At 57.1% G+C, this 10325-nt stretch carries 13 protein-coding genes; 1 reads left to right on the forward strand and 12 read right to left on the reverse strand.

Annotated elements, in window-relative coordinates; genetic code table 11:
- Nucleotides 1–246 precede the first annotated feature (246 nt).
- The 6 genes from JMV16_RS15860 to JMV16_RS15885 all read right to left on the reverse strand — a co-directional run bounded on the left by JMV16_RS15860 (nucleotide 247) and on the right by JMV16_RS15885 (nucleotide 3300).
- Nucleotides 247–849, reverse strand: coding sequence for a hypothetical protein (locus JMV16_RS15860; RefSeq protein ID WP_201495278.1), 603 nt, complete (start codon nucleotides 847–849; stop codon nucleotides 247–249).
- Nucleotides 850–978: 129 nt separating this feature from the next.
- Nucleotides 979–1275, reverse strand: coding sequence for a type II toxin-antitoxin system RelE/ParE family toxin (locus JMV16_RS15865; protein WP_201495279.1), 297 nt, complete (start codon nucleotides 1273–1275; stop codon nucleotides 979–981).
- A complete protein-coding gene (locus tag JMV16_RS15870) occupies nucleotides 1272–1505 on the reverse strand; it encodes an addiction module protein (RefSeq protein ID WP_201495280.1) in 234 nt (77 codons plus the stop codon). Before JMV16_RS15870 ends, JMV16_RS15865 begins: the two co-directional genes overlap by 4 nt.
- A gap of 194 nt (nucleotides 1506–1699) precedes the next feature.
- Nucleotides 1700–2143 carry a TIR domain-containing protein gene (locus JMV16_RS15875; RefSeq protein WP_201495281.1) on the reverse strand — a complete coding sequence of 148 codons (444 nt, stop codon included), beginning with the start codon at nucleotides 2141–2143 and terminating at the stop codon, nucleotides 1700–1702.
- 159 nt (nucleotides 2144–2302) lie between these two features.
- A complete protein-coding gene (locus JMV16_RS15880; protein WP_201495282.1) occupies nucleotides 2303–2746 on the reverse strand; it encodes a multiprotein-bridging factor 1 family protein in 444 nt (147 codons plus the stop codon).
- A gap of 149 nt (nucleotides 2747–2895) precedes the next feature.
- Nucleotides 2896–3300, reverse strand: coding sequence for a hypothetical protein (locus JMV16_RS15885; RefSeq protein WP_201495283.1), 405 nt, complete (start codon nucleotides 3298–3300; stop codon nucleotides 2896–2898).
- 189 nt (nucleotides 3301–3489) lie between these two features.
- Between JMV16_RS15885 and JMV16_RS15890 the strand changes: the two genes are divergently transcribed.
- Nucleotides 3490–4695 carry a hypothetical protein gene (locus JMV16_RS15890; protein ID WP_201495284.1) on the forward strand — a complete coding sequence of 402 codons (1206 nt, stop codon included), beginning with the start codon at nucleotides 3490–3492 and terminating at the stop codon, nucleotides 4693–4695.
- A gap of 159 nt (nucleotides 4696–4854) precedes the next feature.
- Here the strand turns inward: JMV16_RS15890 and JMV16_RS24605 are convergent, their stop codons facing one another.
- From JMV16_RS24605 to JMV16_RS15920, 6 genes are all read right to left on the reverse strand, one after another.
- Entirely contained in the window at nucleotides 4855–5283 is a 429-nt protein-coding gene (locus JMV16_RS24605) for a GNAT family N-acetyltransferase (RefSeq protein WP_201494823.1), read from the reverse strand.
- 508 nt (nucleotides 5284–5791) lie between these two features.
- The gene (locus tag JMV16_RS15900; protein WP_201495285.1) at nucleotides 5792–7048 is read right to left on the reverse strand and encodes a hypothetical protein; all 1257 of its coding nucleotides are present in this window, start codon (nucleotides 7046–7048) and stop codon (nucleotides 5792–5794) included.
- A gap of 158 nt (nucleotides 7049–7206) precedes the next feature.
- The gene (locus tag JMV16_RS15905; RefSeq protein ID WP_201495286.1) at nucleotides 7207–7671 is read right to left on the reverse strand and encodes a hypothetical protein; all 465 of its coding nucleotides are present in this window, start codon (nucleotides 7669–7671) and stop codon (nucleotides 7207–7209) included.
- A gap of 306 nt (nucleotides 7672–7977) precedes the next feature.
- Nucleotides 7978–8472 (reverse strand): HugZ family protein, encoded by a 495-nt coding sequence (locus JMV16_RS15910; RefSeq protein ID WP_201495287.1) that lies wholly within the window; start codon nucleotides 8470–8472, stop codon nucleotides 7978–7980.
- Nucleotides 8473–8850: 378 nt separating this feature from the next.
- Nucleotides 8851–9387 carry a GNAT family N-acetyltransferase gene (locus tag JMV16_RS24610; RefSeq protein ID WP_201495288.1) on the reverse strand — a complete coding sequence of 179 codons (537 nt, stop codon included), beginning with the start codon at nucleotides 9385–9387 and terminating at the stop codon, nucleotides 8851–8853.
- A gap of 195 nt (nucleotides 9388–9582) precedes the next feature.
- Nucleotides 9583–9975, reverse strand: a complete 393-nt coding sequence (locus tag JMV16_RS15920; protein ID WP_201495289.1) for a nuclear transport factor 2 family protein — start codon at nucleotides 9973–9975, stop codon at nucleotides 9583–9585.
- Nucleotides 9976–10325 lie beyond the last annotated feature (350 nt).

The raw sequence follows: 10325 nt of genomic DNA on the forward strand, positions 1-10325 counted from the left end.
CGCACATCCATTACGGGTGGCAACCTCAGGCTCCGTCGCGTTCCCCGTCCGGCAACGGGAATCATGAGATCTGCAATTGCAGAGGGCTGACTTTTGCCTCTTGACAGAAAGAAGCCATATCAACGTTCGAGCTAAGCGGGCGACAGCGGCAGGACGCCAGGCCCGGGCCGGTGAAAATGTACGGAGTACCGCCGGCCCGGGCCTGGTGGCCTGCCGTTGGCGCTCCGCTTGAGCGAGGGGTTAGGCCTAGGCGAACGCACTTACGACCGCCCCGTAAATGGCTAGCAATACACCGAAGAGCTGCTGCTTAAAGCCGCCAACCGTTGATTCGACCACTTTCGATGACAGGTCGCGTAGTTCGGATCGGGTAGCGGAAATTGCATTCGAAAGATCTGTATTGATGGTGTCGATTCTGCCGAGTAGTTCGACGCGTTGTTGAGTTATACGGCGATCAGCCTCATCAAGGCGCCGCTCAAGCACAGTTAAACGCTCTTCGATTGTCTTTCCGACGATATATGCTGAAGCGCTAAGCGTGGCTCCTTGCCCGGTTGCGTTGACAGTACCGATCGACGCGGATATCACAATATTTCGCTTCGGAAAATCAGCAAGCCACCCTTTCAAGGCTGAAAGAAGCCCTTGCTGCTTGAAGAGGCCGAGGTTTCCGTCTATCGAGTGTAGGACGATCAAGCCGCCAAGTACCTGCAAGATAGTCCCAGAAACCTTGTTGATGCTCGACGCTGGGAACGGCAGGGTGACTAGAACCAACAGATGCACCGCGACCGTCGCGAAGGCGCATAACACAGGCCACGCTCGCCAGAGCCAGCGGAGGAAGCGTGCTGTGTAGGTCATTCCTAGGCCTAACGTTCGAGCTAACCGGCCAGCGGAGGCAGGCCGCCTTGGCCCGAACTGAGAGAATGTACCGTGTACCTCAGTTCGGGCCGAGGTGGCCTGCCGTAGCTGGTCCGGTTGAGCGAGGGGTTAGGCGTCAACGCGCGAGGCCCAATAGTTGGGCTTCTTGCTGTGCGGCGCGATAGCGACAACAAGTACCTCGCGCTCTGAGACTCGATACACCAGACTGAATGGAAACCCATTGACGCGGAAGGCTCGTGTTTCCTTGTACGAAGGTGCGCCGCCCTGGGGATGACGCATTGCCATCTGAGTAGCTGCCTCGACCGACGCCTCAAACTTCGAGGCTGAACCGGGTCGCGCTTTCGAGTAGTACGCCAGTTCCCTGATGAATTCCAGTTCTGCGGCGGGAAGGAACCGAACCTTCATCCGGCGAGTAGCTTTCGAGCCCTGGCAAAGACGACCTCTGCGTCGATTGCCTGAACCTCACCTCGGTCGTACTCGGCCAAGCGCTTCTGGATCTCGGCTTCCCATGATGGGTCGAGTGAAGATGCAGCGCTCTCGTTTAAAGACTCGAGAAGGCCCTCGACGAGGCGTTCGCGCTCGTCCGGGGGCAGTAAGCGGCCCTTCTGGACCAGATCGGTGACTTGGTCGTGCATAGCTACTCCTGATGAAGTGGCCAGTGTACGTCGGCCGCCGGGGAACCGACCGACTTTGACGCCTAACGTTCGAGCTAACCGGCCAGCGGAGGCAGGACGCCTTGGCCCGAACTGAGAGAATGTACCGCGTACCTCAGTTCGGGCCAAGGTGGCCTGCCTCCGCTGGTCCGGTTGAGCGAGGGGTTAGGCATCCGCTAGCCTCGGCTCTTCTTGCTTGGGGGCAGGGGTGATTGCGCCGAGGGCCTGCGATGGGCCTCCAACTGGGCGGAAATGGCCTTCGGTGTGAAGCTCACCTCAGTTCTGCCTTGCCTCACAAGAGCTTCCGGAATCGCGCCGGTCGTTCCGGGAACTCGGGCAATAACTATCTTGAGTCCCTTTGAAGTTGCAAGTTCGACTTCACGTTTGATCCATGGGCTATTGTGGTTGTTGTTTCCAACCACGAACAGTGCCGCGTCGCATTGGTCGATCACGCGCTTGATCTCGGCATCAATCGCCTTCTCTCCCTTGTCAGCGACGAACTTCTCGACCCGCACGAACTGACCTTGAACTTGGCCTCCCTGTGCTTGTGTGAAACTTCTTCCGGAGTGAACAATCTCCTTGTCGTCAAACGCATACGAGATGAACGTCTTCTTCGTCATGATTGCCGCGCGCAGTAGAAAAGGGTGGATTCGGATGCCTAACGTTGGAGCTAACCGGCCGGCGGAGGCAGGGCGCCTTGGCCCGAACTGAGAAAATGTACTGCGTACCTCAGTTCGGGCCAAGGTGGCCTGCCGTAGCTGGTCCGGTTGAGCGAGGGGTTAGGCCGCATGCGTGGTAGGAAGCATGCGAAGCCAGTTGAGCTTGAGGATGGCCGCGATGTCTTGGAGGAACATGGCGGGGCAGGCTTGAATGACCTGATCTGGCTGTTCATAAAAGGTTCGCAGCTCCCAACCGACTTTGCGCTCGAGTTCTTCCTCAGTCATGCTTGCCGCTTCCTGGTAGCGCTCAAGCGCTATTGAGATATCCGCCCCATTCATTCGACTTTCAATTGAAGGCCTTTCAGTAAAAAGTGTCCAAAATTCTACGTCCAGCTCTCGTGCCAGGGCTTGGACTTGCTGGATGGAGACTGTTGTAGCCAGTTCATCTTCGTGGCGCTCAATGTCCTCATAGGCTTCCACTGACATTGCGAGGCGCGCGGCCAGCGCTTCCGTGCCGACGGCTTTGACCTCTCGTAGCTGACGGATGCGATGAGAGGGCTTCATGCGGCCTAACGTTCGAGCTAAGCGGGAGCCGACGGTAGGCCGCCAGGCCCGCGAGGTGCAGAATATACCAAGGCACCTCGCGGGCCTGGCGGCCTGCCGTTGGCGCTCCGCTTGAGCGAGGGGTTAGGCCTCAGCCGCATGCGGTGCGACTACTTTCTTGCGCCACTCGCTGGAGCCTCTGGCGATTTGACTATCGTCTTGCTGAACTGAGAGATGATTACCTCTCCCTTTTCAACTGCTTCAATGACTGTCTCAATAGGGTACTTCTCGGGGAGAGAGTTGTGGCGCAGAATTGCGGAGTCAAGTACTCGCCACGCATCTCGAAATGCAAAGCCTAAGCTCAACGGATTAAACGCCGCAATTAATGCAGTGCATACCGCCGCCACGAAGCCGAGCACTTTGATGTACTTCTTTTCAAGTTGATCTGGGAACGCAACTAGACCCGCGCTAGCCAGTACTCCAACGGCAATCAAGGCGCCGCCGGCGACCGTATTCCAGTACGCTGAAGAATCCCATATTGCAAAGCGAGTCGCAATCTCTATTGGTATGGGCATAGCATTCTCCTCAATGGTTGTGGCGACCGGACTTGGTGATTCTGAGGCCTAACGTTCGAGCTAAGCTGCCCGCGGAGGCAGGTGGTCTTGGCCCGGTTGGCGACAATGTACCGCGTACCGACAACCGGGCCAAGGCCGCCTGCCGTAGCGGGTCAGCTTGAGCGAGGGGTTAGGCCGCATCTCTTGTCCGTGAGCGGTATTGAAGTATCCTCTGCACATCAGGCCTGTCGTGTCTGGATTGGAGGCATAGTGGCGGACAAGAAGGAAATCCTGGACTACCTGCGAAACCGCCAGAAGGCGGCAGAGATCGAAGCCAAGGTCAACGGGATCAACCTGTGGGTTCTGTTAGGCGCGATTGGTGTCATTGGATGGACGCTTCTTAGCTACCTGCAGGTCGATCTTTGGAGCCATCGCGAATTTGCCGTCTATGTACTTCTTTGCTGCGAGTCGCTGTACCTCTTTATCTGGTTGTGTTCTCCAACGAGTGGCATTCGCGAGGAACTCCGCTACGAGCACTGGCGGGCTGACGATGTGGAGTCGCCCTTCCTGATTCTGATGGAGGGGCTGTGGCTTCTCTTGCCGCCCGCGCTGCATATTGCAATCACGGGGAAGAATTTTGGCGCAGCATTTATAGGATTGTTCGGCGCTGGAATCGTTGTCATGAGCATCATTGCAATCGTGATGCGGGTGATCGGAAGGCGGACTGACACAGAGCGCTTTCCAAAGCCGAAGTTTACGGTATCACCCAAGTCCGACGTTACCGGTGATTTAGTGATTGGCGCGTGTTTTATTCTCGTCTCAGGAGTACAGGTGTCAGGAATGCTAAGTACGGCATCAGTTCCAGTCGATGCCGTGAAGGTTCTGGCGCTATTGGTGAGTCTGTACTTATTGGTTCTTGTGGCAATCCGTCGACGAAGAGGAAGTCACTCAATTCAGTGGACTTACGAGCTTGAGACGGACATCCTTGTTGATGCAGTTTCGCCGGATGTGGCGCTGCGACGCATAGAGCACAGGGCTCTTGGTTCTCGTCTGCAGGATGTAATGAACAAGTTCTTCGATGAGCTTGATCGAAAGCTTGAGGTCTTCGATGTTGCTTTGAGAAAGAGTGTTGCTTCTCTAGATGGCATCAATGCGATACCGACCGAGTACCACGTGGAGCGCCGAGCTCGAGTTGATGCGGCGACTCTCGAGGCAAAGAGCCTCCTTGATCAGATGCTGTTGGATATTCAGGAGTTCTCGAAGTATCTCGACGCGTTAGGCGAGAAGAAGTCAGACGCTAGGGTTGCGACTGCTATGGAAGGCCTCGCGTCTCGAAAAGACCTCTATCGAGACAGGATCGACTCGGCAAAGCAAGGGCTTTCAGTAGTTGTGGAGAGTGCATTAGCACCCAAGTAAACGTTGTTTGCTGTGCCAATAAGGGTAGGCTGTGCGGCCTAACGTTCGAGCTAAGCGGGCGACGACGGCAGGACGCCAGGCCCGGGCTGGCGAAAATGTACCGCGTACCGCCAGCCCGGGCCTGGTGGCCTGCCGTTGGCGCTCCGCTTGAGCGAGGGGTTAGGCATCACTAGTGCTGACAGAGAACAGGCCCATTTCGGTCCGCTCTGCTGCAACCTTTCGCCAGAAGGCATGGCCTCCGACATTTGACTTGAATACCAGCAGGTGGGCCTTTTCTATTCCCAGGGCGGCGAGTTCCCTCCGAGATGAGTTTAGTAAGGCGGTTGCCAAGCCGGCTCTTCTGTGGGAGGTATCTACGACAAGATGATGGATTAATCCTCGGCGACCGTCATGACCGCAGAGGATTGTTCCAATGACTTCCTCTCGATCTCCCGTGGCGACGAAACTGAGTCCTGGATTTCGGTTCAGAAATCGCTCGATCTCACTTCGCTCATCAGCGGCGCTGAGCCCTACTCCAGGGGTCTTTCGCCATAGGTCGAGCGCTGATGAGTAGTGCTCGGGCTGGAATTGACGAGTGCTGCTAGCCATTGGTGCTTTTGTGATGCCTAACGTTCGAGCTAAGCGGGAGCCGACGGCTTACCACCAGGCCCGGGCTGCGGAAAATATAGCGTACCGCAGGCCGGGCCTGGTGGTAAGCCGTTGGCGCTCCGCTTGAGCGAGGGGGTTAGGCGCAGCCGAGCGATTTATGTGCATGGAAAGTGCAGTGGCTCTGGTATTGCTGGCAGGAGTTGGCGAAGAGGCGAGGCGGTGCGTGCGGTAGAGGAAGCCACTATAGGCCGCGGACTACGAGTCGCACGCCACGACAAGAGTGGTCGGGGATGCGCACAGTTTCGGCCAAGGTGGCGAAGGTGGTGAGTGAATTTCAACGCGCACCGGCATGTTTGCGATTGCTATGAGAGGACGGGCACGCAGCGCCTAACGTTCGAGCTAAGCGGGCGCCAACGGTAGGACGCCAGGCCCGGGCCGGTGAAAATGTACACCGTACCACCGGCCCGGGCCTGGTGGCCTGCCGTTGGCGTTCCGCTTGAGCGAGGGGTTAGGCCTCAGCGCGCGATTGCTCACGTTTGCCTTGGTACAGCTGGGCGAACGCCCGCTTTACTGGGAGCAAGAAGTTGGGTTCGCGAAACTGAGGCTCGGCGGAAGGCGTTCGGCGTATCAGGCGCGGGGGCGCGCTCGCTGAATCTCGCTGGATATCCCAGTGAACCAATTCGACTGCTCCGGTCTTGTCCATGCCTACAACATGCAGTCCCTCACCCTTTATCGGCAAGTTTCGGATTGGCGTTTCATAGTGCTCCGCACGACCGCGTAGCCAAATCTCAGATACCCAAATCAACGTGGCGGGACGGAGATATGCCACTCGATCTGCGACGGTGCGCCAGTAGATGAACTTCGTTGCTTGGTCGTCTGGGAACACTCCGCCATAGTCAATCGCAAATCCAGCGTCGTCATACATCCAGATCATTGGGACATGATTTCCGAACTGTAGAAATGTTCCCTCTGCCATCTTGGCATGGAACTCAAGCTGAACGGACAGCCCAGGCAGGCCTTTTGTCGGGTCGCGCTCTGCAGCTAGATCCTTCAGCCATGGTGGCGGGATGTAGTTCGGTACCTGACGCACTACGTGGCTGGCCATCCTTGAGGTTCTACGATCATGAAACTTGACATAGCGGACCTGGAGTCTCTGCTGCTCCTGCAACTCTTCGATATCAGTGACGTCCGGAACCTCCGGCGGAAGTTCGTGCCCGAGATGCAAAGCAAGTGCTGCTGCAAGAACTCGCTGCCGCGTGTAGATGTACGCGAGTGCGCTTATCAGTTCGCGGCCAGGTAGGGTGTTCGCGACCCATCTTCGGCGGATGCGAAGCACTGACGAGTCGGAGACGCCCGTAGGAAGTTTCTTCTCAGCGTGTCTGAGCAAGTGTCGGACAGTAGCGCCTACGAGCTCAGGGCGCCCACAGTTGATCGATACGTCATGGTCCTCGTCGTAGGTGAATATCAGCGTTACCGCCAGTTCGCTTTCAACGTCGAGGTCGCCCTCTTTCTCGATGTGATTTCGTGCGTCTTTGCCCCAGGCCATCACGGTGTCGCCGGCCCAGCCTTCGATGACTTGCGCCGCATACCAACGGTCAAAGTCGGGAATCGATGCCTTATCCTTCTGGATCAGGAAGTTCACTGTCCTTGATGTTGTCAAAAACTGGTTGCAGCTCATGCGGAACCGGTCGGGATCGAAGTAGCTTGCGGCGCATTGCCTGAGCAATTGCGCTACATCGGACAGGCGTTTCTCCCAGCGGCGCATTCCCAACTCCCGGAGGCAGCAGAACTGCCGTTTCTGAGGCCTAACGTTCGAGCTAAGCGGGAGCCGACGGTGGGACGCCAGGCCCGCGAGGTGCAGAATATACCAAGGCGCCTCGCGGGCCTGGTGGCCCGCCGTTGGCGCTCCGCTTGAGCGAGGGGTTAGGCCGCATTTGCTGCAACTCCCATTTCGACCTTTTGAAGATGCCAAGACATGAAATTAATAGACTGAGTCCAAACTTCTGGAACTTCGTAACTAATTCCATTGTTAAGAGCGGAAAGCATCTCGGTGTACCAAGGCATGTGTTGGAAGTAGTGTGCAATAATTTTCCTTCGCTGCTCGGTTAATTGCGTACCCGAATTCAGATATATCTGTAATCTATACTTGTAGCCTCCAGTGGGTTCTGGCTCGGGCGGAAAGTAGCCAATAAATACTGGTGGAAGATCCACTTCAATAAAGTTCGCGGAGCAAAGTCCCTGTGTAGCTTGAGCAAGCGCCTGTTCATGTGTAGTCGCCACATAGACGTTCTGATCACATTTGCTGCAGTAGCGCATGAAATCAACGCCTTCGTAGGGTTGCAATCGACCCCAGGTGATATCGCAAATTTTGCAAGGTGGTGAATTCATGCGGCCTAACGTGTTTTAGACAGCATAGCGATCCTGGTGCCTATGGCAAGAACTGGGTGCATGCACCCGGATATTGCCATAGGTGCCAATGCGGGTTGACCCTTAGTGGCATGCACTTCAGTGCAGGGGCAAGGGCTGCTTGGCTGTTGAAAATGGTGGTGCGCCACAACCGGTTCCTGTGAGGCCTAACGTTCGAGCTAAGCGGGCTCCGACGGTAGGACGCCAGGCCCGAGCCGGTGAAAATGTACGGAATACCACCGGCCCGGGCCTGGTGGCCTGCCGTTGGTGCTCCGCTTGAGCGAGGGGTTAGGCAGCGCTCGCGGCAACCTGAGCAAAGATGCCCCTCAATTCTGGAGCCATGACCGTAGTGGCCTGGGCGAAGCCGCCCACGAACCGCATGTAGCGTGGTGAAAGCGCAAACAGCGAGAAGTCCCCGAAGCTGAACATCTCCGCGCTCTGGGGGAAGCGCGAGAGGTAGCTGCGTTTAGCGGATTCGTAAAGTGGTTCGTCCTGGGCGCACAGCTGAGCCTGGCATTGAAATGTTGCCCGGCCCAAGCTCTGTGGAAGCCCTCCTGGTGGTGGGACGGCCGTGACCATGAGGCTCACAGCAGCGTTTTCAATCATGTCCTTAGTGTGCGACGCGAGCGAGCTGACATGGATGATGAAGCAGCCGGCTACCGGTATGACGGCGTAGGGCACCATGGACACGAAAGGCTCGCCCTTGTGCAGGGTGCCAAGGGCGCCGACCGGCTGCAATCGCAGCACGTCCAGTAGGGCACTTATCTGAGCGGGATTGAACATCGCGGTGAATGAAGCGAATGATTGTTCTGCGCTGCCTAACGTGTTTTATGCGACAGCGTTACAAAGCTGACATGACTGGATTGAACGCAATCGCCTTGAATTTGGCAAGTAGTCGGACGCAGAAAAGTCATGAGTGAGGGCCCTACGCCTGGGGGAACGCGTAAGGGAATGTCCGGGGAGGCTGCAAAGTTTGGGATTGCCACGAAGGCTGTTTTGGCGGGTGGTGCGCCAACACTGGTTCCTGTGAGGCCTAACGTTCGAGCTAAGCGGGCGACGACGGCAGGACGCCAGGCCCGGGCTGGCGAAAATGTACCGCGTACCGCCAGACCGGGCCTGGTGGCCTGCCGTTGGCGCTCCGCTTGAGCGAGGGGTTAGGCATCACCGGACGTCCTCCGGCACGAGTGAGTAAACAAAGGCGCTGTGGGGCGACCCCTGAAAGTACAAACGGTTCCTCGCTTCGCATTCAAGTTTTGCGCCAACTGTCTCGGCAACACGCTGACTTGCCCTGTTGTGCGTGAGAACCACAATCTCCAAGCGAGTAAGGCCAAGTTCTCCGAAGCCGAGTACGGCAGACTCATGTGCCGCGAACCTTGCTATTCCTTGGCCGGTTCGCTTTGAGCTGACCCAGTATCCAATGTTGCCGATGCGGTAGGCACGATTGATGTGATTCACGCCTGTACCACCGAGAACTTCGCCGGTAGTGGCGTCGAATATTCCGAGTGGGAACTCTGCACCGGCGGCCCACATGTCGCTGGTCGATTGCATCCAGGCCTCGGCGTCGGACAGGGAGTAGTCCTTCGAGCACCACGGCATCCAGTATGTGAGTTCGTCGACCGACTCCCGTACTGCCGCGTAGAAGGAAGGGGCGTCCGCGGGTTGGAGTCTGCGAACAATGTATTTCGGATGCTGGAGCACCTAATGCCCTCGTTTGTGATGCCTAACGTTCGAGCTAAGCGGGCGACAACGGCAGGACGCCAGGCCCGGGCCGGTGAAAATGTACGGAGTACCACCGGCCCGGGCCTGGTGGCCTGCCGTTGGCGCTCCGCTTGAGCGAGGGGTTAGGCGTCAATGAGGGAAACTCGCTGGTAGGCATTTTGTGCGGCCCTGCGTTCAAAACATAGTGTTGTTGTGCTTGGCTTCGCTTGGAACAATTTGCAGTACGTCCCAGTGCTCGACGATCTTTCCCTCCGAGTCGAAGCGGAATATGTCGATACCCGCCCAATCCTTGTTCCCATCCGTAGGCCAGTATTGGTGGCAATGCAGAACGACAAGATCGCCTTCCGCCACGACACGCTTAAAGTTTACCTTCTTGCCTGGATATTCTCTCGCCATTCGTTCAAAGTACTCAATAAGGGCTTGCGCTCCGTCCGAGACGTGAGGATTGTGCTGCCTGTAGGACTCGCCAACAAACCGGGCGACAGCTTCCGCTGGACGGCATTCGTTGAACATGAGTTCGTAGAAGGCCATCGCGTTCGCCTTGTTTTGCTCGAGGGTGCTGTTCATGGCTGCTTTCGGAGGATGATGAACGGTACTGCTAGCTTTTGACGCCTAACGTGTTTTAGACAGCATAGCGACCCTGGTGCCTATGGCAAGAACTGGGTGCATGCACCCGGATATTGCCATAGGTGCCAATGCGGGTTGACCCTTAGTGGCATGCACTTCAGTGCAGGGGCAAGGGCTGCTTGGCTGTTGAAAATGGTGGTGCGCCACAACCGGTTCCTGTGAGGCCTAACGTGGGAGCTAAGCTGGCACCGACGGTGAAACGCCAGGCCCCGGCCACAGAAAATGTACAGCGTACCTGTGGCTGGGGCCTGGCGTTTTGCCGTTGGGGCTCAGCTTGAGCGACGTGTTAG

Origin of the sequence: Rubrivivax sp. A210, from assembly GCF_904426505.1 — a bacterium.
Classification (GTDB): Bacteria; Pseudomonadota; Gammaproteobacteria; order Burkholderiales; family Burkholderiaceae_C; genus Rubrivivax.

Coding starts and splice junctions, on each gene's coding strand:
- JMV16_RS15905 (WP_201495286.1), bottom strand. CDS start 7,671: ATGAATTCACCACCTTGCAAAATTTGCGATATCACCTGGGGTCGATTG.
- JMV16_RS15900 (WP_201495285.1), bottom strand. CDS start 7,048: ATGCGCCGCTGGGAGAAACGCCTGTCCGATGTAGCGCAATTGCTCAGG.
- JMV16_RS15875 (WP_201495281.1), bottom strand. CDS start 2,143: ATGACGAAGAAGACGTTCATCTCGTATGCGTTTGACGACAAGGAGATT.
- JMV16_RS15865 (WP_201495279.1), bottom strand. CDS start 1,275: ATGAAGGTTCGGTTCCTTCCCGCCGCAGAACTGGAATTCATCAGGGAA.
- JMV16_RS15880 (WP_201495282.1), bottom strand. CDS start 2,746: ATGAAGCCCTCTCATCGCATCCGTCAGCTACGAGAGGTCAAAGCCGTC.
- JMV16_RS15885 (WP_201495283.1), bottom strand. CDS start 3,300: ATGCCCATACCAATAGAGATTGCGACTCGCTTTGCAATATGGGATTCT.
- JMV16_RS15870 (WP_201495280.1), bottom strand. CDS start 1,505: ATGCACGACCAAGTCACCGATCTGGTCCAGAAGGGCCGCTTACTGCCC.
- JMV16_RS15910 (WP_201495287.1), bottom strand. CDS start 8,472: ATGTTCAATCCCGCTCAGATAAGTGCCCTACTGGACGTGCTGCGATTG.
- JMV16_RS24605 (WP_201494823.1), bottom strand. CDS start 5,283: ATGGCTAGCAGCACTCGTCAATTCCAGCCCGAGCACTACTCATCAGCG.
- JMV16_RS15920 (WP_201495289.1), bottom strand. CDS start 9,975: ATGAACAGCACCCTCGAGCAAAACAAGGCGAACGCGATGGCCTTCTAC.
- JMV16_RS15860 (WP_201495278.1), bottom strand. CDS start 849: ATGACCTACACAGCACGCTTCCTCCGCTGGCTCTGGCGAGCGTGGCCT.